The organism is Phyllobacterium pellucidum, from assembly GCF_013327855.1.
Taxonomy (GTDB): Bacteria; Pseudomonadota; Alphaproteobacteria; order Rhizobiales; family Rhizobiaceae; genus Phyllobacterium; species Phyllobacterium pellucidum.
Genome location: NZ_JABUMX010000002.1, coordinates 997,298 through 1,018,076 on the forward strand (window position 1 = coordinate 997,298; position 20,779 = coordinate 1,018,076).

The window sequence follows — 20,779 nt, forward strand, 5'->3', positions numbered from 1 at the left end:
TCAAACGCCTCGATTGCTGTTGGCAGGTTTGTAGCGGCAGCACGTATTTATGCAAGGGGCGCTTTCACGCAGCGCGAAACTCTTCGAGCCGCTTGATCTGCTTGCCCGCGGCATCGAAATTCTCCGGTGAAAGCCATTTCTGGTAGGCGGCCTTCAGCGCCGGCCATTCGCTGTCGATGATCGAGAACCACGCCGTATCGCGGTTCTTGCCCTTTTGCACCATATGCTGGCGGAAAATGCCTTCGAACTTGAAGCCAAAGCGTTCTGCCGATCGTTTGGAGGGCTCATTGGCATTGTTGCACTTCCACTCATAGCGCCGGTAGCCGAGTTCGTCGAAAATGTAGGCCATGAAAAGATATTGCGCTTCGGTGGCCGCGGGCTTGCGCGAGATCAGCGGGCCCCAATAGATATTGCCGATTTCGATCACGCCGAAGGCCGGATCGATGCGCATCAGCGTCTGGCGCCCGGCAACCTTGCCGCTCGCCTTGTCGATGACGGCAAAGAAAAGGGGGTCCTTGCTCGCGGCAACCTTCTCCAGCCATTCATTGAAAGCCGCGCGGTTCTGGGGCGGAGCCTCAAACAGATAGCGGAAACGGTCGTTGGCGTCAGTGACGCTCGATGCCTCGAAGAGGCCGTCGCCGTGTTTTGCCGGATCCAGCGGTTCGAGGCGGGCGAAACGCCCTTCGAGGGGTTCGCGCGCAGGCAGGGGCCGGGGTGTCCAGGTCGTCAGGTCGGTCATGGTGAAATTTGCTCGCTCAGCGTCATCCAGAATGTTTGACTTGTTACTGTACTCAAAGCACAAAGCAGAAGTTGAAAATTGTATGTGGGACAAGAATATGCTGCGCACTATTCCGGGGTTTGACCGCATCGGTGAAGAGAATGCATTTGCCGTGCTGGCACGCGCGACTGCTCTGGGCGCCCAGGGCAAGGACATCATCAATCTAGGCATTGGCCAGCCGGACTTCAAAACGCCCGCCCACATCGTGGACGCCGCCATTAAGGCGCTGCGCGATGGTCACCATGGCTATACGCCCGCCACGGGCCTTGTCGCAGCGCGCGAGGCCGTGGCACGGCGCACGCTGGCAACGACCGGCATGGAAGTCTCTCCGGACAACATCATCATCGTACCTGGCGGCAAGGTGACGATGTTTGCGGCGATCATGATCTTTGGCGAACCTGCCGCCGAGATCCTCTATCCCGATCCGGGTTTTCCGATCTATCGCTCCATGATCGAGTTCACCGGCGCCAAGCCTGTTCCCGTCCCGATACGGGAAGAGAACGGCTTTGCCTTTTCGGCCGATGAAACGCTGGCGCTGATCACGCCGAAGACGCGTCTCCTTATCCTCAACTCGCCCGCCAATCCGACTGGCGGCGTGACGCCCCGCGCGGAAATCGAAAAGCTGGTGAAAGGCCTTGAAGCCCACCCTCATGTTGCGATCATGTCGGACGAAATCTATGACGTCATGACCTATGATGGCGAGGAGCATCTCTCGCTCTTGACCTTCCCATCCATCCGCGACCGCCTGATCGTGCTCAACGGCTGGTCCAAGACATGGGCGATGACCGGCTGGCGCATGGGCTGGTCGATCTGGCCGGACCAGCTTTACGACAAGGTGCGCAAGCTCGCGGTCAATTGCTGGTCCTGTGTGAACGCGCCGAGCCAATATGCCGGCATCGCCGCCATCGACGGACCGCAGGACGATGTCGAAAAGATGTGCCGGGCCTTCGACAATCGCCGGCGCATTGTCGTCGACGGGCTGAACAGCCTGCCGGGCATCAGTTGCGCGACGCCGAAGGGCGCCTTCTATGCCTTTCCAAATGTCAAGGAAACGGGCTGGCCGGCCAAGCAGCTGGCGTCAGCCCTGCTCGAGGAGGCAGGCGTTGCGTTGATCGGCGGGCCGGATTTCGGCATTCTCGGCGAAGGATATGTGCGCCTTTCCTATGCCAACTCCGAAGAGAACATCCTACGCGCTATTGAGCGGATCGAGAAGTTCCTGGCGAAGTAGGGCAGAGATTTGTCAGCGTCCATCAACGGGCGCGGGAGGGTGGGATTCTTTTGATATCCCGCCGTGATCTTTTCTTCGACCTGCACTGCCGTCATCGGCCCTCACCTACCGCCACTGCCGTCATTCTCGGCTATTGTCCCAGCACTGCCGTCATCCGCCGTCAGCGTCCGTCCATCGTCCTTGGGCTCTTGTCCCGAGGATCCACTTCATGTGCGGTCATGTACAATTAGGCTATAGGCCGGGCACCTTCATTTGCGCGCCGATCGGCAGCTTCATCGGTTTCATCCCGGGATTGGCTCCGGCAAGTTTTTTCCATTCGATGCCCTTGCCGTAAATCTCCTCGGCAATCTCCCAGAAATTGTCGCCGCGCTTGATCGTATAGCTGTCCGGATGATGGTTGGCGGCAGTTTGCGCGGCCGGCTTTGCCGGTTCGGGCGCCTTCTGTGTTTCGGGCGGCGCTGGCACCGGATCGACGCCCGGCGCGGCCGCCGCCATCGTTATACGCCCATCCGTATAGGGTTTGTAGGGGATGTGCTGGCCGAGATAATCGGCAAGAACGAGTTCCAGTCCCGGACCGTAATCATACGCATTGACGGCGTTCGTAGAGAAGATCTTGTAGCCGTCGCCGCCGGCACGCATGTAATTGTTCGAAACCACGCCATAGGTTGCGCCAGGATCCAGCGGCCGAAAGCTGTCGCCCTGCATCACCGCTATATCGGAGATGCGGCTGCCGACCGGCTTTGATATGTCGAACGTGTATTTGAGACCGGCAACCTGCGGGAAGCGCCCCGCGCCCTGGTCGATCTGGCCGACACCATTTTCGAGTGCGGCAACGACATCCGATCCGCGCAACTGGAATGTCGCCAACGTATTCTGGAACGGCAGCACGGTCAGCACTTCGCCCATGGTCACATCGCCCGCATCGATCGAGGCACGCAGGCCGCCACCATTGATGATAGCGATCGTCACGCCCTGGCCCTTGACCCGGTCCAGCATGGCATCGGCAACGAGATCACCCATGCTGCATTCGCGCGCTCGGCACACCTCGCGGGCCGCTTCGATCACGCCGGTCGATTCGCCGACCTTGCGCGACTTCAATTCCTCGATTGGCTGGGCAAGTTCCTTGATGCGGGCGGCGAAGGCCGGGTCAGGCGTCACGCTCGAGTCGAGAAGGATGGGCGCGCCCTCGCTCTTGATGACATTGCCCTCGTCGTCGAAGGTCACCTTGAGTTCGCCGAGATATTTCGAATAGGATTTGGCCTGGACGATCGGCACATCGCGGCCGGAAGGGCCTTTGACCAGCGTCGGATAGGGGCCGATTGCTTCGGGATCGGTATTGGAGAGCAGTGTATGGCTGTGGCCGCCGACGATGACGTCGATGCCGTCGACCTGCGCGGCCAATTCCTTGTCCCTGAGATAGCCATCGTGATTGAGCGCGATGATCTTATTGACACCTTCGCCCTTGAGGGTGTCGACAACCTTCCGCAGCGTCTCGGCTTCATTTGCGAATTTCACGCTCGGGCCAGGGCTGGATATTTCCGCCGTATCGGTGGTCAGGGCCGAGATGATGCCGATTTTCTCGCCGCCGATCTCCTTGATGAGATAGGGCTTGAATTTGCCGGCTATCGGCGAATCCGGCGCGGCTTCCGTATTGCTGGAAATGACCGGAAACTTCACCTTTTCGAGGAACTTCGCGAGGCTTTCCGGCTTGTCGTCGAATTCGTGATTGCCGAGGGCCATCGCGTCGAAGCCCATCTGGTTCATGAATTCGGCGGTGTCGTCGCCCTTGTAGGTCGTGTAGAACAGTGAACCCTGGAATTCGTCGCCGGCATCGAGGACGATGACATTGCCGCCATCCTTCGACAGCGCGGCGCGGCGCTCGTCGATCTTGGCCTTGACCCGGGCTATACCGCCGAAGCACTCGTTCTTGGCCGTTTCTTCAGCCGAGCAGGTCGAATCGTACTTGTTGATCGGCTCAATGCGCGAATGCTGGTCGTTTATATGCAGGATGTTGAGCGTATAGTCGGCCATCGCCGCACCGGCCGACAGGCCAAACACTGAAGTTGCAACGAGAAGTCGGGCAAGAATTCCGGACATGATCTGCTCCCGGTTGACTGGCTCCAAATCGGCGCGTGGAGCATCGGTTGACGAGCAATGGTTTCATTCGTTTGACCGCCATGCAATCGAGCAATTGGTCGAATGTTTCGGCCTCAGCCCGTTTGCGGGCCGCGCCGCGTCAGCGAGAATTGCTGGCCGCTGGACGAGGTGCAGTTGAGCTGGCCGGTGCTGACGAGGGCGCAATTCACCTTGGACTGCGTGCCGCGCGCGAGCGAGCGCATGTTGATCTCGATCAGATTGGCCGAGGCGAAGCGATAATTGCCTTCAGCAAGTTTTTCCTTGGTGTCGTTGGCGCGGGTCTCGAAGACGCCGCCGTTGAAATTCGAGAAGGCGACGCCCGAGGTGTCGAACCATTGGCCCTGGACGGCGTCCGTCGGCTTGGCGACCTGCACGCCTGCGCCATCCTGCATGGACCCGCTCATGCAGCCGGCAAGGGAAAGGCTAAGCGTAACGGCGACGGGCAGCGAAAAACGTCTCATCCAATATTCTCCCATGGTTCTGGATATCTAGATGCCGTGAAAATCAAGCAGAAACAAGACCTAAGTTTAATTGCAGATTGGAAGTGTTTGAGGCTACCATTTGTTCCATCCAGACATTCAACTCCAAGATGCATCCGGCTAAACACGCTTCCAGGCGCAGGACCAGATGATCGTTCGACCCGCGACACACAAGGATGCGATCAATGCCTGCCGCGTCCTTCGCCGATCCATAATAGAGTTGTGTGATGACGATCACGCGAACGACTCGCAACGGCTTTCGGCATGGCTGGCCAACAAGACCGAAGCGAATGTCCGCAAATGGATCGGCGCGGTCAGGCGGTAAGGCGACATAGCTTTGAAGCTTGGGTGCCGCACGATCGGCGGTTCTGCTGGTCGTCTTCGCCGGGTCGTTCTTTTGCAAGATGGATCCTCGGGACAGGGCCCGAGGATGACGGCGGGGGGTAGGGAATGACGCTCGGGGGCGGATGAAAACGGCAGCCCGGAAGCTGCCGTTTGCGTCACGAGCGGACGAGGATGTTGCGGAACTGCCAGGGATCATCCATGTCGAGATTTTCCTTGAACAGACCCGGTCGGTTGTGGAGCGGCGTCCAGTCCGTATAGTGGCCCTTGAGCGGTCCGAGATAGGGTGTCTGCACCTCGAGGCAGCGGCGGAAATCCATCTCGTCGGCTTCGACAATGCCGGCGTCCGGATTTTCCAGCGCCCATACCATTCCCGCCATGACCGCCGAGGAAACCTGGAGTCCGGTCGCGTTCTGGTAAGGGGCAAGCTTGCGCGCTTCCTCGATCGTCAGTTGCGAGCCATACCAGTAGGCGTTCTTCTCATGGCCGTAGAGCAGAACGCCGAGTTCATCGGCGCCATCGACGATTTCAGATTCGTCGAGCACGTGCTGGATCGCTTGTGGCTGGCCGGCGGCACCGAACATCTCGTCGAGCGACAATGTCGCGACGTTCGCGGGATGGTAGGCATAATGGCAGGTCGGGCGGTAGGAAACCTTGCCCTTCTTGTCATGCACGGTGAAGAAATCCGCGATCGAGATCGATTCGTTATGGGTCACCAGCAGTCCGAACTGCGCGCCTTCGGTGGGGCACCAGGTGCGAATGCGCGTGTCGGCGCCAGGCTGCTCAAGGAAAATCGCCGCCTTGTTGCCCTTCTTTTGCTTGCGCGCATTTTTCGGCATCCACTTTTCGTGGGTGCCCCAGCCGAGTTCGGCCGGCTGCAGGCCTTCGGAAATGAACCCTTCGACCGACCACGTATTCCAGAATGCGCCGAAGGGCTTCGGGTCGCCAGCGCGCTGCGTATCGCGCTCGGCAATATGGATGCCCTTGACGCCGACCTTGCTCATCAGCTTGGCCCAGCCCTTTCGGTCGTCGCGTGCCGGTTCGCTATGGTCGATGCCGAGATCGCGGGCGAGTTCAAGCAGGCCCTGCTTGACGAACCACGACACCATGCCGGGATTCGCGCCGCAGCACGAAACAGCGGTCGGTCCGCCCGGATGCTTCCTGCGCTCGGCCAGCAATGTCTGGCGCAGCGCATAATTGGTGCGGTCGGCATTGTCCATGTCGTTGTCGTAGTAGAAGCCGATCCACGGCTCGATCACGGTGTCGATATAGAGTGCGTTGTTCTTGCGGCACAAATGCATGATATCGACTGAAGAGGTGTCGACGGAAAGATTGATACAGAAGCCTTGGCCGCCGCCTTCGGTAAGAAGGGGCTTCAAGACGGTCTTGTAATTGTCCTTGGTGATCGCCTGCTGGATAAACCGGATGCCGCGCTCGTCGAGCAGCTTCTTGTTGGCATCGCTGGGGTCGATAACGACCAGGCGGGATTTGTCATATTTGAAGTGGCGTTCGATGAGGGGCAGGGTACCCCGACCGATGGATCCAAAACCGATCATCACGATCGGACCGGTAATTTCTCCATGTATAGGCCATTCAGCCTTCGCCATTTTTTTCGTGCTCCTAATTTTGATCTCCATCATTGAGGCAGCCGCTATAGATCGGCATCAAAGAAACCATAGAGCATAGATGTGACAAAGAGCAAACAACCCTTTGCGCTGCATGTTGAAAATTTCAATCTACTGTTAATCGAGGCGCGATTATAGGGTTCTCAGCGCGGTTAAAAGCCGATCGCGGATCGTCATAATACCTTTGTAGTGCAATTGCGCCGGGTTCAATGCCTCGAGTTGCCGGCAAAAAGCTTCAGCGACGGCCCGGCACTCCGGGTGTTTCTTGAGCGCCTTTATCGGGTCGAGGTGGATGCGGATGGTGAAGAGAATATCGCGGGAGACGGGAAGCTTGCGCAACGTCTGACGCTCGACCCGAACGAAACTCTGCGCTGCAATGTCGTCGTCCGTGTAGAGCGCGCCTTTCTCATGGCTTGCCAAGGGGTGGTAGAGCTCGCCATCCGGCTGAAGCGACCAGTTCATGCGGAAAACCGAGCGGTCCGGGCGCAGATTGTCGAACATGCGCGCGATGAGGCCCGCATTGCGGGTGCCTGCGCCGAAATCCGGGACGGGCGCATGAATCTCTTCCATGGACCGGCCGAATTTTTCGAGAAGGGTCCATGATGATGGGAAGGATAACGAGGCGGCACCGAGGTGCCAGCCGCGCCTTTCGTCCTTGCGCATGAGCACAAGGTCCTCCTGCACGAGGTTTGCCGCCCGGTGCAGGTAGGGCGTTGCGGCTTCGCCGATCGCAATGGCATCGTCCCTGCCAGAGACAATGACAGCATTGCCCTTGCGAACATATCGTTCCGGATAATGTTCGATGAGGTGGGCGGTCAGCAGGTCGAAAACTTCCTTCTGGCCCGGTTCGCTGCTTGGCTCCTCTACGAAAATCTTCTCGCCGTGGCGTGCAAAAAGCCGCTGCTTTTCGGCAAGATAGCTAAGCAGATGATCGTCAATTTCGATCCAGTCCCTGTGGTCGAGCTGTTGCAAGCCGATGGTGAAAGGTTGCGCCGAACCGTCATAGGGCGTGTGCGTCGGGGCTTGCCAGGGTGACTCTGCATCCATCAGTCGGCGTCCATGGCTTCCAGTTCGTCGATGATGCCTTCGATGACCGAAAGGCCCTTCTGCCAGAAAGCGGGATCGGTGGCATCGAGGCCGAATGGCGCCAGCAGCTCGGAGTGGTGCTTGGTGCCGCCGGCCTTGAGCATGTCGAAATACTTCTGCTGAAAGCCCGCTTCGGCATTCTGGTAAACCGCATAGAGCGAGTTCACCAGGCAGTCGCCAAAGGCATAGGCATAGACATAGAACGGCGAATGGATGAAATGCGGGATATAGGTCCAGAAGGTCTCGTAGCCCGGGGCGAAATGCACCGCCGGCCCAAGGCTCTCCTTCTGCACGTCGAGCCAGATTTCGCCGATACGGTCGGAGGTAAGTTCCCCCTCCATGCGTTCGGTGTGAACACGGCGCTCGAACTGGTAGAAGGCGATCTGGCGCGCGACGGTGTTGATCATGTCCTCGGCCTTTTGTGCCAGCATCGCCTTGCGCTCGCGCTTGTCGCGCGTCTGTTCGAGGAGCGATCGGAACGTCAGCATTTCGCCGAAGACGGATGCCGTCTCTGCAAGCGTCAGCGGTGTCGAGGCCATCAAGGCGCCCTGACCGCCCGCAAGCACCTGGTGCACGCCGTGGCCGAGTTCATGGGCAAGCGTCATCACATCGCGCGGCTTGCCCATATAGTTGAGAAGCACATAGGGATGGGCGGAGGGAACGGTGGGGTGTGCGAAGGCTCCGGGTGACTTGCCAGGCCGAGTGGGTGCGTCAATCCAGTTCCTGTCGAAGAACCGGCGCGCAATATCGGCCATTTCGGGGGCAAAGCCGCTATAGGCGGAAAGCACGGTTTCACGCGCATCGTTCCAGGAGATGACCGCCTGCGGCGTTTCCGGCAGCGGGGCGTTGCGATCCCAGTTGTTGAGAAATTCAAGGCCGAGCCACTTCGCCTTCATCGCATAGTAGCGGTGCGACAGTTTCGGATAGGCAGCCTGAACCGCCGCCGCCAGCGCATCGACCACCTCCCGCTCGACCCGGTTTGCGAGGTGCCGGCTATCGGCGATATCCTCAAAGCCGCGCCAGCGATCGGAGATTTCCTTGTCCTTGGCGAGCGTGTTGGTGATGAGGGTGAAGGTGCGCAAATTGTCCTTGAATGTTGCAGCGAGTGCTTCGAATCCAGCCTTGCGCAGAGCCGGATCTGCATCCTGCAGCAGGTTCAGAGTGGGCTCCAGCGCCATTTCTTCGCCGTTTACCGTAAACCGCAACGCCGTCATCGTCTCGTCGAACAGACGGTTCCAGGCACCGCGCCCGGTTATCGATTTTTCGTGAAACAGCTGCTCCAGTCGGTCTTCAAGCTGGTAGGGCTTGTCCTTGCGCAGATCCGTCAGCCAGGGGCGATAGTGGCCGATGGCGGGATTGTCATTCATCGCCTTGTCGAGAATGGCGTCATCGATGCGGTTCAATTGGAGGCTGTAGAAGATGAGGTGGGTGCTGGCATCCGTCATCTTCTGCTGGATGTCGCCATAAAGCTTGGCATGTTTGGGGTCCGACGTGTCACCGGCATAAACGAGGCCGGCAAACGAGACGATCTTGCCGATCAGCTCTTCAAGCGCCTCGAACTCGGTGATGGACTGAACGAAGTCGCCCCCATTCGGCTTTCCGGCTTCAGCGGCAAGTTTGTCCTTCCAGCGGTCTTCGAATGCCACCGCAAGCGCGTTGGCGCGGACGAGATCGGCCTTGAGTTCACTGCTGTCCGCGGAAGGATAAAGGTCGCCGAGGTTCCATACTGGAAGCGTGCCGAGCGCGGTCTGATCGGCCTTTGCCGGATTGCCAGTGTCCTTCGCAGGAGCAGCCCGCACAGCATCTTCGCCTGTGTATCTATCTGTTTCCAAAGTCATTTCAGCACCATGTTAAAGCAGTGAAACAATCCGTGAAGGATCGAATCGGAGTAATCAGTCGGAAATTGCTAAACCTTAAAAACGAGTTTGCAATGGTCCTAGTAGCATCTAGCTTATTTTACATTGAAGCACTTTTTAGACTTTTGCAGGATGGATTCATTCGTTAAAACGCCTTAATTGTGCTGTTAACAACCCGTTGACCATGTCACAAAACGATGGATTCTTCGTGCGTTTTTGCCATGCTCTCAACGTATTTGTTCTTCAGTAAAGCGACCATTAACCATTAAATCCGATAATTCAGCCATCCGGGGGTTGTGTATCGCGGTCAGGGTTGGGACGAAATTGGCATATATGAAGCATGCAAAGAACGGCGGTTTGACGGTTGCCTCGCTCGCGCGTACTGCGTGGTTTGCCGTCACAATGATCTTCGCGTCGATGCTCTTTGCCTCCACCCAGGCAAATGCAGAAACCCGCACCCTCAAGCTCTACGCCGTCCACACGAATGAACGCATCGAAGTCACGTTCAAGAAAGATGGCCGCTTCCAGCAGGATGGTTTGAACAAGCTCAACCAGTTCCTGCGCGACTGGCGCCGCAACGAACCCACCAAGATGGATCCCCGCCTGTTCGATCTGGTCTGGCAGATTTACCAGACGGTCGGCGGTCGCGACTATATTTATGTTGTCTGCGGCTATCGCTCGCCATCGACCAATTCCATGCTGCGCTCGCGCTCGCGCGGCGTTGCTGAAAAAAGCCAGCATATTCTGGGCAAGGCCATGGACTGGTACCTCCCGGGCGTGAAGCTGCAAACGCTTCGCTACACCGCCCTGAAGTTCCAGGCCGGCGGCGTCGGCTACTACCCGACGTCCGGCTCGCCCTTCGTTCATACCGATGTCGGTAATGTGCGCTATTGGCCGCGCATGAGCCGCAAGGAACTCCTCACCGTATTCCCGGATGGCAAGACTTTGCACATTCCGTCGGATGGCAAGCCGCTGCCTGGCTATGAACAGGCCGTTGCCGCCTATGAAGCGCGCCGCCGCAATGGCAGCTCCATCCAGATCGCCAGCGCTTCGCGCTCTGGCCGGAGCAAGACGTTATTCGGCATGCTCTTTGGCGGCGGTGCCGACGAAGATGAAGACAACAGCGAAGGTTCAGTTGCTGTAGCGTCGGCGGCAAAGCCGGCGAAAAGCGCCGTGACCAAGCCCGCATCCGTCGCGGACGAGGCCGAGGGTACGGCCGCTCCGGTCGCAACGACGGCCAAGGCGCCGCAGCCGGCCGAACAGGACCAGGCCGGTACGCCGGACGACAGCCAGACATTGGCCTTGAACGTGCCGGTGCCGCTGCGCCGCCCCGATTATACGCCGACGCCGGCGCCGGAGGCTCCGGCAACGCTCAACGCGCTAGCGTCTGACAAGTCGACGGTTATCGCTGCTTTGCCCGAGCCGCGTCCGCAGGATAGCGCGAGCGCCATCCGCGAGCTGATCGCGGCCAACCCTGACGATTCCGACAGCGATGCCGGCAAGGCGCAGGCCGAGATGGTCAATGCGCTCGTGCCCGTGCCGTTCGAAAAGCCGAAGCACAATGACATGCTGATGGCGTCGATGGTTCCCGATCAGCGGCCCGCGCCGGCGAGTGCTGCAGCCGTGGCAAGCACTCCAACTGCTGAGAACGCTTCGGCCGAACAGGATGTTATCACCATACCGGACGAGGACCCGACACCGGAGGCGCTGTTGCGCCAGTCGGTAGCGGCGTCGCAGCCCAAGGTTCTGCCAACCGTTCAAGGCTCGACAGGGGGCCGCGTGGCCCACCCGCAGCCGGCAGCCCAGCAAAACCTGCAACTGGCTTCAGCTGAGCCGATGGCGACGCTGCGCGAGACGATGTTGCATGCCAAGGGCGATCCTGCCGCGCTGCTCAACAGCGGGGTCGTGACCACGACGAAGGGTGCCAAACCGCACCGGAAGGCGGCGGAGGAACAGGCGCCGCGGGCAATCCAGGTTGGCAACGAGGTGCCCGATCGCGCGCTCTCGACCCGACAGGTAGCAGCGGTGGCGCCGCACGTCGAACCGGCAGTGATCCGCAACGCCTTGCTACGCACCGCGCCGACGACGGTCTATGTCACGGGCTTCCAGCATGATGCGCCGGTCGACGCCAACAAGTTCACTGGCAAGGCCGTGACGTTCCTGCAGATCGCCAAGTTCAGCCCGACCAGCGGTTCGTAGGTTCCCCTCCTGCGACACCGAGAAGGGCAATGTTGGCACGTTGACCGCCATGGGGATAGTGCGGGGATGCCCGTGGATAACATCGCGGTCACGTGACAACCTCCCAGTGCGTGTGGATAGGTATCACCCTTATCCGCCACTGCTGGCGTCATCCGTCGATCATGACCTTCGTCCACCCCCACCCTTATTCACCACCACCGCCGTCATCCTCGGGCTCTTGTCCCGAGGCTCCATTCTTCCTTTTGCGGGTCGAGAGTCCAAAGGTGGATCCTCGGGACAAGAGCCCGAGGATGACGGCGGAGGGGTCGGGATCAAAGAAGTCACCCCTCCGCACGCCGTCATAGCCGTTTAAGTCAGTGTGGAATTAGCGCGTCGCTGTCGCCGCCGCGGGATAGTACGGGGATGCTATTGAACCGTGGATGACATCGCGGTTAAATGACCCCTCCTAGTGAGTGTGGATAGTATCACCTTATCCGGTAAGACTGGCGTCATGCATACATCGATCCATCCATCCCGGCCTTCATCCAGTACCACCGTTATCCACCACTACCGCCGTCATCCTCGGGCCTGACCCGAGGACCCATAACCACGTAACCGAGCCGTACCGCATCCGAATCGAAGGTGGATCCACGGGACAACGCCCGAGGACGGCGGAGAGTAGGGTAAGAGGGGGCAGAGGCGGAGGATGCCCCGGGAGACGGTCGATCCGAGGATGGCGGTGGAGGCGAGTAGCTGATGTGGAACGTCAGCCCGCCAGCTTTGCGGCGTCTGCCGCAAGCCTGGTGATTTCGTCCCAGTTGCCGGCCTTGACATGCTCTTCCGGCGCAACCCACGATCCGCCGACGCAGACGACGTTCGGCAGGCTCAGATAGGTTCTGGCGTTGGCGGCGCTGACCCCACCCGTGGGACAGAACATGGTGCCCGCAAGCGGGGAAGCCAGCGATTTCAGGAAAGTCGCACCGCCTGCCTGCTCAGCCGGAAAAAACTTCAGCATCGTATAGCCTTCCTCGCGCAGCGCCATGATCTCGCCGGGCGTAATCGCGCCGGGCAAAAGCGGTACGTTGCTGTCCCTCGCGGCCTCGATCAGCTGCGGCGTTGCCCCGGGGCTGACGATGAAGCGAGAGCCCGCAGCGCTGGCCTCCTCATACTGGCGCGCATTGAGTATCGTGCCCGCGCCGACAATCGCTTCCGGCACTTCCGCGGCGACGGCGCGGATGGCGTCAAGAGCGGCGGGCGTGCGCAGGGTGATCTCGATCGCCGGCAGGCCGCCCTTGGCAAGCGCCCGCGCGAGCGGCACGGCGTGCGCAACATCGTGCACGAGAATGACCGGAATGACCGGTTGGCCCTTGAGGACGGGTAACAGCAAATCGGTCTTCTGGGTCATGTCATTCTCTCCACTAGCCTTGGGTTCAATCGATTTAGTAGCGCGGGGCGGTTTTGTCCATCGAAACCCGGAAATACTGGCAAACAAGTGCGACGAGAGTGTGAGGCGACCGCGCCGATTTGCCAAAATGCTTGAAATCCGCCTGCCGGCACAGTAGTTGGAGGCGATCATGACAGACCTTTCTTCAAACCTGCCCTTCAAAGTGGCCGCGCTCTATCGCTTTGCGCGACTGGATCACTACCAGTCGCTGCAGGAGCCGCTGGCGAAGCTTTGCTGCGGTCTCGGCATCAAGGGGACCCTCTTGCTTGCCGCCGAAGGCGTCAACGGCACTGTCGCGGGATCGGCCGCAGCCATCCAGCAGCTTGTCGATTTCCTCGATGCCGAACCCGCTATCGCCGGCATGGAGCTGAAATATTCCTATGCCAGCGAAATGCCCTTCAAGCGCATGAAGGTGCGGCTGAAGAAGGAGATCGTCACGATGGGGGTCGCTGATATCGATCCCTTGCAAAGCGTCGGCACCTATGTGGAGCCCGAGAACTGGAACGCGCTCATCGCCGCTTCGGATACGATCCTCATCGACACGCGTAACGATTACGAGACGGCGATCGGCACCTTTGCCGGGGCAGTCGATCCGCAGACAAAGACCTTCCGCGAATTTCCGCAATGGGTCGAAGACCACCGCGACGAACTGGAAGGCAAGAAGATTGCCATGTTCTGCACGGGGGGCATTCGCTGCGAAAAGGCGACGGCTTTCGTCAAGGGCCTCGGTTTCGAGGACGTCTTTCACCTCAAAGGCGGCATCCTGAAATATCTCGAGGACGTGCCGGCCGAGGAAAGCCGCTGGGAAGGCGAATGCTTCGTCTTTGACGAGCGGGTGTCGGTCGGTCACGGTCTTGTCGAGGGTGAGGCGGAGCTTTGCCACGCCTGCCGCAATCCGATCGCGCCCGAGGACAAGCTTTCGCCGCTGTTCGAAGAGGGCGTTTCCTGCCCCCATTGCTATCATGAGCGAACCGAGGCTGACCGTGCCAGATTTGCCGAGCGGCAGAAGCAGGTGCGTCTTGCCCGGGCGCGTGGCGCCAAAGAGCACCTAGGCTCGTAGGCCCGCGCCGCCGAAGACCGGACGACAAATCTCCTTCCTGTCATTGCAATGCCATGAACCCGGTCCTAACTAAGCCAGGCCAGTTCATGCAGCCAAAGAGGAGATTAGCATGCTTGATCCGAAGAAGATTCTCGATGATTTCCTTGGAAGCAATATCCCCGGCGTCGGCACGTCCGTGCGGGACACTGCGGACAAGGCGACGCAGATGGCCAAGGACAATCCCTTGGCGGCCGGTGCGATCGCGGCTATCCTCCTTGGCACCGGAACTGGCCGGGACGTTGCGGGCGGTGCCCTGAAGCTCGGTGGTCTCGCTGCCGTGGCGGGCCTCGCCTACAAGGCCTATCAGAATTACCAGTCGGGCAAGACGCCTGCCGAGGCCGAGCAGCCGACGGCGCTCGATGGCGAACTCTTGCCGCCGCCGAATGACTCGAGCTTCCATCCCGAAACCGCGCCGCAGGGCGAGCATGAATTTGCGCTGGTGCTGGTGCGCGCGATGATTGCGGCCGCCCGTGCCGATGGCCATGTCGATGATGAGGAGCGCAAGCGCATTGCCGACAAGCTCGCCCTTTCCGGCCTCAACAGCGATACGCAGGCGTTTCTCACGAACGAACTCAATGCGCCCGTGGACCTCGACGCAATCGTTGCCGCGGCCGTCACCGACGCGCAGAAAGTTGAGCTCTATACGGCTTCCCGCCTTGCGATCGATCCGAAGACCCGAGCCGAACGCGGCTATCTCGACCTGCTTGCAGGCCGGCTGAAACTGCCGGACAGCCTGATCGACCACATCGAGGCGACGGTCGCAAACGCCAAGGCGAATACGGCCGCTTAAGGCATTCGTGCGGAGGAAGCACCAGTTGTCATAGAAGTCGATCCTCGGGCCGAGGGCCCGAGGACCATGATTAAAGACAGAACCACGCGCATCCGCCTTGAAGGTTGATCATCGCATCAAAATCCAAGGACAAGCATGCGGCCTTTCGCACTCTTGCAATAAAGCCTGCCCGCTCTACGTTCCACCGCGCAAGCGTGGAGTATGGATATGGCAATTTCAGACGAGGCCCGGGTGGCGGTGCGCAAGCCCGGCGATCATCCGGCAATCGAAACGTCGAAGGTCGGCGTTCTTCTCGTCAACCTTGGGACGCCCGACGGCACCGACAAGGTTTCCATGCGGCGATACCTTGCAGAATTTCTTTCGGACAAGCGCGTCATCGAGTGGCCGCGGGCCATCTGGCTGCCGGTGCTCTACGGGATCGTGCTCAACACCCGCCCGAAGAAATCCGGCGCGCTCTACGACAAGATCTGGAACCGCGAGCGCAATGAGTCGCCCTTGCGCACCTATACGCGTTCGCAAAGCGAAAAACTCGCCGCAGCGCTTTCCGCCCATCCCAATGTCGTCGTCGATTGGGGCATGCGCTATGGCCGGCCCTCCATCGAGGAAGCGTTGCAGCGGCTCGACCGGCAGGGCTGCAAGCTTATCGTCATGTTCCCGCTCTACCCGCAATATTCAGCGACGACCACGGCGACGGTGAACGACAAGTTCTTCGAGGCGCTGGTCAAGATGCGATTCATGCCGGCGACCCGTACGGTCCCGTCTTATCAGGACGAGCCGGCCTATATCGATGCCTTGGCGACCTCGATCGAAAAGCACTACGCGTCGCTGGCCTATGAGCCCGAATTGCTCATCGCTTCCTATCACGGCATCCCGCAAAGCTACTTCAAGCGCGGCGATCCCTATCCATGCCACTGCTGGAAGACGACGCGACTGCTGCGCGAACGGCTCGGCTGGGGCGAAGACAGGCTTATCACCACCTTCCAGTCGCGTTTCGGCCCGGAGGAATGGATGCAACCCTATACCGACAAGACGTTGGAGCAGCTGGCCAAGGACGGCGTGAAGTCCGTCGCCGTCTTCAATCCGGGCTTCGTTGCCGATTGCCTCGAAACGCTCGAGGAAATTGCCGGCGAAGGCGCGGAAATCTTCCATCACAATGGCGGGGTGAATTTCACGCATGTCCCCTGCCTGAATGATTCTGACGAAGGCATGAAGGTCATCGAGACCCTTGTGCGCCGCGAATTGCAGGGCTGGATTTAGAGGGACCCCGCGGGCTCGCTCGAATCGCTGCTTTGGTCTATCTTGCGCTTGCCGGCTCACGGGCGGTAACATTTTGTAACGCCGCTTGAGCGGCTGTCGGCCAGGGAGAGCAGCATGCCGTTGAGCGGATTCGACTTCACCATACCGGTTCTGGTCATCCTCGTGCTCGTGGTCCTGTTTGCCGGCGTCAAGACGGTGCCGCAGGGCTATAATTACACCGTCGAGCGCTTCGGCCGCTATACGCGCACGCTCGCGCCGGGTCTCAACCTGATCGTGCCCTTCTTTGACCGCATCGGCGCCAAACTCAACATGATGGAACAGGTGCTTGACGTTCCGACCCAGGAAGTCATTACCAAGGACAATGCCAACATTGCCGTCGACGGCATCGCCTTCTACCAGATCCTCAACGCGCCGCAGGCTGCCTATCAGGTGAGCGGCCTGCAGAACGCCATTCTCAACCTGACGATGACGAATATCCGCACCGTCATGGGCTCGATGGTTCTCGACGAACTTCTCTCCAACCGCGATGCGATCAATGACCGGCTGCTACGCGTCGTCGACGAGGCGGCGCATTCGTGGGGGATCAAGATGACCCGCGTCGAGATCAAGGATATCAACCCGCCAAAGGATCTGCTCGATTCTATGGCAAGGCAGATGAAGGCCGAGCGCGACAAGCGTGCGGTCGTTCTTGAAGCCGAAGGCACGAGGGCGGCGCAGATCCTGCGTGCCGAGGGTCTGAAACAGTCGCAGATTCTCGAGGCCGAAGGGCGGCGCGAAGCCGCCTTCCGCGAGGCGGAAGCGCGCGAGCGCCTGGCTGAAGCCGAGGCCAAGGCGACGGAAATCGTCTCGGCCGCCATTGCCGGCGGAAACGTCCAGGCGCTCAACTATTTCGTCGCCCAGAAATACACCGAAGCCTTCGGCAAGTTTGCCGGAAGCCCCAACCAGAAGATCATCTTCATGCCGATGGAAGCGTCTTCACTCGTCAGCACGCTCGGAGGCATTGGCGCGCTTGCACGCGATGTCTTCGGCGACGGCGCGCCGTCACCCTCGACGCCACCGGTGCGCGGCCGAACGGTACCCGGCACCGGCGGAACGAATAGCTGACGCCCGGCGAAGGAGCACAGCCATGCTTGAGCGCCTTTTTACCGAACTTGGGCCATGGAATTGGGTGGTGCTCGGTCTCGTGCTGATGATCTTCGAAGTGGCGGCGCCCGGCATCTTTTTCCTGTGGTTCGGCATCGCAGCCATCACCGGGCTCGCGATTCTTTTTGCCGAGGCGCTTGGGCTTACCTGGCAAATACAAGTCATCATCTTCCTTGTACTCTCCGTAATTGCCGTCTTCATCGGCCGCAAGCTTATCGGCGCGACAGATGCCGTCTCCGACGAGCCATTGCTGAACCGCCGCGCCGAACAGATGGTCGGTCTTGTCGTCACGCTGGAGGAAGCAACCGTCAACGGACGCGGCAGAGCCCGCGTCGGCGATAGTCTGTGGCGGGTTAACGGGCCGGATCTCGCCGCCGGCACGCGCGTGCGCATAACCGCCGTCGATCATGGGATCCTGGTCGTTGAAGCAGCCTAGGCCGCTCCAATACGCAACAGGTCGTGGAAGTGCACGATCCCGACCGGATAGTTCTTCTCGGTCACGATCAGGGCGCCAATATTGTGCTGGTTGAGAAGCGCAAGGGCGGCGCTCGCCAGCATGGTCGGCGGCACGGTCTTCGGATCGCGCGTCATAATGTCTTCGACATTCATGGCGATGAGGTTGCGATGCAGGTTACGCGACAGATCGCCGTCGGTGATGATGCCAGCGAGTGTGCCTTCCTCGTTCTGCACCGCAATGCAGCCGAAGCGCTTGGCTGCGAACACCTTCATCGCGTCGGGAATGGGCGTTCCGAGCGGAACAAGCGGTATCTGGTCGCCGCTATGCATGATCTCGCGTACATGGGTCAGGCTGGCGCCAAGCGACCCGCCCGGATGAAACGTCTTGAAATCCCCGGCCGTGAAGCCGCGTGCTTCCAGCAATGCGATGGCAATCGCATCGCCCATGGCAAGCTGCATCAGCGTTGATGTCGTCGGCGCAAGACCATGCGGACAGGCTTCCGTCACGCGGGGCAACAGCAACACAACATCGGCGGCGTTCGCCAAGGCCGACGTCTCACCGGCCGTCACCGCAATGAGCGGAATACGGAAGCGCATCGCATAACTGACGATGCCCTTGAGTTCCGCCGTCTCGCCCGACCATGATAGGGCAATGATCGCATCGTCGACGGCAATCATGCCGAGATCGCCGTGGTTTGCCTCCGAGGGATGCACGAAGAACGCCGGAGTTCCGGTCGAAGCAAATGTCGCCGCAAGTTTCGAACCGATATGGCCGCTCTTGCCGACCCCGGTCACGATGATCCGCCCGCGGATCGAGGCGATCTTTTCGATGGCGCGGCAGAACGGTTCGGCCAACGGGCCGCCGAGCGCTTCGCTCAGCGCAACGAGACCGTCGGTTTCGGTTGAGATGGTCCGTTTGGCGGATTCAACCGCTGCGGATTTGTCGAGATCGGTGTGATTGATAGCCTGCATGGCGAGAACCGTTAGCGCTTTGCATCCCGGCTGTCCAATTTTTGTTCAAGGCAATGCCCGGGAATGGCATCCCAACCACCGCGAATTAGCAGGTCATTAACCATGCCTCTTTACCATCCCTCAACGTTCGAACTCATTGGCAAACCTGCATATGCATCCTCGGCACCCACGTTTGGAAGCCCCGCCCGGCGGCAGCTTCAGACCTGCCAGCATCGTCTGTCTCCTGACAGCGCTGCTCGGCACGACCGTGCTTGCCCCCCACGCACTTGCCCAGCAACAGGCCCCCCTGCGCGGTCCGGTCGGCGAAAATGTGCTGCAGGCACAGAGCAATGGCAGGCGCATTCTCGCCCAGAATACCGTTCCGCCGACGGGAACCCCACCTCCCGACAGCGGTATCCCCTCGCGACCCTACGAACCCTTGAGCCCCGGCGCGCTTCCGCCTGTGACGGGCGATGAAGGTCTTGGCCTGCGCGGCGTTCCGCTGGACAGCGATCTCCTGCCTTCCGGCCCCGCCGATGACAGCAACAATCTTGGCGCCCAGTCACCGCCAGTCGACCAGTTCGGACCGATTCCCGAGGACAGGGCGGCACGCACTGTGGCGTCGCGTCGCGTCCGCGCGGCTGTTGACGAGGAGACGACCAATTCGATCCCAAACCCGCCGATCGAGCAGAACCGGGAGGCGAACCCGCCGGCGGGCCCGGCCGAGCGCGACAATCTACCGGAACCTGCCATCGAACGGCGCGCCATTCGCCCCGATCCAGAACCATTTGCGCCTTTTGGCATTAGAGCCGGCACGGTAACGCTGCGCCCGTCAATCAGCACGGGCCTTCGCGCCACGACCAATGCCGACGGCAGTTCCGATGGGTCCGGCGCGCTTTTGTCGGAAACGCGCCTGCGCGCCCGCGCCACAACCGATTGGTCGCGTCATTCCGCCTGGCTGGATTTTGATGGCCTCTACGACAAATCTCTCGCCGGCGAGGATTATTCGGCACCCAACATCGCCCTGCGCAGCGGATTTCAGCTCGACCTCGGCGCGCGCACCACGGTAAAGGGCGAGGTCGGCTATCGCTACCGGCAGGAAGATCCAAGCGCGCCCACGACGATCGTCGGCACCTCGAATCGCCCGGCCGTGCAGGATATCGACGCCAATCTTGGGGCGCGCCGGGAATTCGGCCAATTCTTCGCCGACGTCAAAGGCAATGTCGACCACACCACCTACGGCAATGCCGAATTCTCCGACGGCAGCACAACGAGCCAGAAGGACCGGGACAATACCTTTGCGAGTGTCGCGCTGCGCGGCGGCTTTGAAATGTCGCCGGCGATCAAGCCGTTCGCCGAGGTAGAAATCGGCAAACTGATGTATGACGAGGCGGTGGATTCCAATGGTTTCCGCCGCTCCGGCATGCGCACGGGGCTGCGCGGCGGCGTCGAGCTCGATATCCGTGAAAAGCTGACGGGAGAACTGGCGCTCGGCTACCTGCGCCAGGACATTGAGGACGATCGCCTCAATGCTGTCGAAGGCCTCAGCGTTGATGGGGCGATCAAATGGTCGCCGCAGCGAGGAACCGACGTCGATATCGGCCTTCTCACCCGCATCGAAGGAGCGACGGCACCCGGCGATAGCGGCTCGATTTTCTATGAAGGCACGGTCGGCATTAAACGGCAGGCGCGCGCCAATCTCGATCTCAAGGCTAATCTCTTCGTTTCGCTGCGCGACAACAAGGACGATACCGGTTGGGACAAGGGTTTCGGTGCCGAGATCGGCGCTACCTATTGGTTCAACCGTTTCTTCGGTCTTGATATCAGCGCCCGTCACGAACTGACGCGCAGCGAGGTGGACACCCGCAATACGAACGAGACCAGCATATTCGTGGGGGTCACGCTGCAACGCTAGGCGGCCATGGCGAGGC

17 protein-coding genes are annotated in these 20,779 nt (G+C 60.2%); 8 read left to right on the forward strand and 9 right to left on the reverse strand.

Features of this window, described 5'->3' with window-relative positions:
- Nucleotides 1-64 precede the first annotated feature (64 nt).
- Nucleotides 65-739, reverse strand: a complete 675-nt coding sequence (locus tag HQ945_RS12850) for a GNAT family N-acetyltransferase (protein ID WP_091925465.1) — start codon at nucleotides 737-739, stop codon at nucleotides 65-67.
- A gap of 97 nt (nucleotides 740-836) precedes the next feature.
- Here HQ945_RS12850 and HQ945_RS12855 point away from each other — a divergent pair, with 97 nt between their 5' ends.
- On the forward strand, nucleotides 837-2,006 hold the full coding sequence (locus HQ945_RS12855; protein WP_113280934.1) for a pyridoxal phosphate-dependent aminotransferase: 1,170 nt from the start codon (nucleotides 837-839) through the stop codon (nucleotides 2,004-2,006).
- 231 nt (nucleotides 2,007-2,237) lie between these two features.
- Here the strand turns inward: HQ945_RS12855 and HQ945_RS12860 are convergent, their stop codons facing one another.
- The 6 genes from HQ945_RS12860 to HQ945_RS12885 form a co-directional block, all read right to left on the reverse strand.
- Complete coding sequence (locus tag HQ945_RS12860) at nucleotides 2,238-4,103, reverse strand: 5'-nucleotidase C-terminal domain-containing protein (protein WP_174208137.1); 1,866 nt, start codon at nucleotides 4,101-4,103, stop codon at nucleotides 2,238-2,240.
- A 113-nt stretch (nucleotides 4,104-4,216) separates the two neighbouring features.
- Nucleotides 4,217-4,603 (reverse strand): outer membrane lipoprotein Omp10, encoded by a 387-nt coding sequence (gene omp10 / locus HQ945_RS12865; RefSeq protein WP_027229507.1) that lies wholly within the window; start codon nucleotides 4,601-4,603, stop codon nucleotides 4,217-4,219.
- A 43-nt stretch (nucleotides 4,604-4,646) separates the two neighbouring features.
- Nucleotides 4,647-5,024 (reverse strand): hypothetical protein, encoded by a 378-nt coding sequence (locus HQ945_RS12870; protein WP_174208138.1) that lies wholly within the window; start codon nucleotides 5,022-5,024, stop codon nucleotides 4,647-4,649.
- 97 nt (nucleotides 5,025-5,121) lie between these two features.
- Nucleotides 5,122-6,570: a homospermidine synthase gene (locus HQ945_RS12875; RefSeq protein WP_174208139.1), complete on the reverse strand. Its 1,449-nt coding sequence runs from the start codon at nucleotides 6,568-6,570 to the stop codon at nucleotides 5,122-5,124.
- A gap of 150 nt (nucleotides 6,571-6,720) precedes the next feature.
- Nucleotides 6,721-7,635 (reverse strand): heme-dependent oxidative N-demethylase family protein, encoded by a 915-nt coding sequence (locus HQ945_RS12880; protein WP_174208140.1) that lies wholly within the window; start codon nucleotides 7,633-7,635, stop codon nucleotides 6,721-6,723.
- Complete coding sequence (locus HQ945_RS12885) at nucleotides 7,635-9,512, reverse strand: M3 family oligoendopeptidase (protein WP_174208141.1); 1,878 nt, start codon at nucleotides 9,510-9,512, stop codon at nucleotides 7,635-7,637. Before HQ945_RS12885 ends, HQ945_RS12880 begins: the two co-directional genes overlap by 1 nt.
- 351 nt (nucleotides 9,513-9,863) lie before the next feature.
- On the opposite strand from HQ945_RS12885, the gene mepK reads away from it, so the two are divergent.
- On the forward strand, nucleotides 9,864-11,729 hold the full coding sequence (gene mepK, locus HQ945_RS12890; protein WP_113280883.1) for a peptidoglycan L,D-endopeptidase MepK: 1,866 nt from the start codon (nucleotides 9,864-9,866) through the stop codon (nucleotides 11,727-11,729).
- Nucleotides 11,730-12,474: 745 nt separating this feature from the next.
- Here the strand turns inward: mepK and HQ945_RS12895 are convergent.
- Nucleotides 12,475-13,113, reverse strand: a complete 639-nt coding sequence (locus HQ945_RS12895) for a 2-dehydro-3-deoxy-phosphogluconate aldolase (protein WP_091925459.1) — start codon at nucleotides 13,111-13,113, stop codon at nucleotides 12,475-12,477.
- A 169-nt stretch (nucleotides 13,114-13,282) separates the two neighbouring features.
- Between HQ945_RS12895 and trhO the strand changes: the two genes are divergently transcribed.
- The 5 genes from trhO (at nucleotide 13,283) to HQ945_RS12920 (ending at nucleotide 17,877) form a co-directional block, all read left to right on the forward strand.
- Nucleotides 13,283-14,212: an oxygen-dependent tRNA uridine(34) hydroxylase TrhO gene (gene trhO / locus HQ945_RS12900; RefSeq protein WP_113280884.1), complete on the forward strand. Its 930-nt coding sequence runs from the start codon at nucleotides 13,283-13,285 to the stop codon at nucleotides 14,210-14,212.
- Nucleotides 14,213-14,321: 109 nt separating this feature from the next.
- Nucleotides 14,322-15,041 (forward strand): tellurite resistance TerB family protein, encoded by a 720-nt coding sequence (locus HQ945_RS12905; protein WP_174208142.1) that lies wholly within the window; start codon nucleotides 14,322-14,324, stop codon nucleotides 15,039-15,041.
- Nucleotides 15,042-15,248: 207 nt separating this feature from the next.
- The gene (gene hemH / locus HQ945_RS12910; protein WP_113280885.1) at nucleotides 15,249-16,298 is read left to right on the forward strand and encodes a ferrochelatase; all 1,050 of its coding nucleotides are present in this window, start codon (nucleotides 15,249-15,251) and stop codon (nucleotides 16,296-16,298) included.
- 120 nt (nucleotides 16,299-16,418) lie between these two features.
- Entirely contained in the window at nucleotides 16,419-17,402 is a 984-nt protein-coding gene (locus HQ945_RS12915; RefSeq protein WP_027229504.1) for an SPFH domain-containing protein, read from the forward strand.
- A gap of 22 nt (nucleotides 17,403-17,424) precedes the next feature.
- Nucleotides 17,425-17,877, forward strand: coding sequence for an NfeD family protein (locus tag HQ945_RS12920; protein WP_174208143.1), 453 nt, complete (start codon nucleotides 17,425-17,427; stop codon nucleotides 17,875-17,877).
- Here HQ945_RS12920 and HQ945_RS12925 read toward each other — a convergent pair.
- The gene (locus tag HQ945_RS12925; RefSeq protein ID WP_027229502.1) at nucleotides 17,874-18,869 is read right to left on the reverse strand and encodes a KpsF/GutQ family sugar-phosphate isomerase; all 996 of its coding nucleotides are present in this window, start codon (nucleotides 18,867-18,869) and stop codon (nucleotides 17,874-17,876) included. The two genes, HQ945_RS12920 and HQ945_RS12925, sit on opposite strands and share 4 nt — an antisense overlap.
- Before the next feature lie 172 nt (nucleotides 18,870-19,041).
- Between HQ945_RS12925 and HQ945_RS12930 the strand changes: the two genes are divergently transcribed.
- Nucleotides 19,042-20,763, forward strand: a complete 1,722-nt coding sequence (locus HQ945_RS12930) for an outer membrane beta-barrel protein (RefSeq protein ID WP_162737195.1) — start codon at nucleotides 19,042-19,044, stop codon at nucleotides 20,761-20,763.
- Nucleotides 20,764-20,779 lie beyond the last annotated feature (16 nt).

Coding starts and splice junctions, on each gene's coding strand:
- HQ945_RS12850 (WP_091925465.1), bottom strand. CDS start 739: ATGACCGACCTGACGACCTGGACACCCCGGCCCCTGCCTGCGCGCGAA.
- HQ945_RS12855 (WP_113280934.1), top strand. CDS start 837: ATGCTGCGCACTATTCCGGGGTTTGACCGCATCGGTGAAGAGAATGCA.
- HQ945_RS12860 (WP_174208137.1), bottom strand. CDS start 4,103: ATGTCCGGAATTCTTGCCCGACTTCTCGTTGCAACTTCAGTGTTTGGC.
- omp10 (WP_027229507.1), bottom strand. CDS start 4,603: ATGAGACGTTTTTCGCTGCCCGTCGCCGTTACGCTTAGCCTTTCCCTT.
- HQ945_RS12875 (WP_174208139.1), bottom strand. CDS start 6,570: ATGGCGAAGGCTGAATGGCCTATACATGGAGAAATTACCGGTCCGATC.
- HQ945_RS12880 (WP_174208140.1), bottom strand. CDS start 7,635: ATGGATGCAGAGTCACCCTGGCAAGCCCCGACGCACACGCCCTATGAC.
- HQ945_RS12885 (WP_174208141.1), bottom strand. CDS start 9,512: ATGACTTTGGAAACAGATAGATACACAGGCGAAGATGCTGTGCGGGCT.
- mepK (WP_113280883.1), top strand. CDS start 9,864: ATGAAGCATGCAAAGAACGGCGGTTTGACGGTTGCCTCGCTCGCGCGT.
- HQ945_RS12895 (WP_091925459.1), bottom strand. CDS start 13,113: ATGACCCAGAAGACCGATTTGCTGTTACCCGTCCTCAAGGGCCAACCG.
- trhO (WP_113280884.1), top strand. CDS start 13,283: ATGACAGACCTTTCTTCAAACCTGCCCTTCAAAGTGGCCGCGCTCTAT.
- HQ945_RS12905 (WP_174208142.1), top strand. CDS start 14,322: ATGCTTGATCCGAAGAAGATTCTCGATGATTTCCTTGGAAGCAATATC.
- hemH (WP_113280885.1), top strand. CDS start 15,249: ATGGCAATTTCAGACGAGGCCCGGGTGGCGGTGCGCAAGCCCGGCGAT.
- HQ945_RS12920 (WP_174208143.1), top strand. CDS start 17,425: ATGCTTGAGCGCCTTTTTACCGAACTTGGGCCATGGAATTGGGTGGTG.
- HQ945_RS12925 (WP_027229502.1), bottom strand. CDS start 18,869: ATGCAGGCTATCAATCACACCGATCTCGACAAATCCGCAGCGGTTGAA.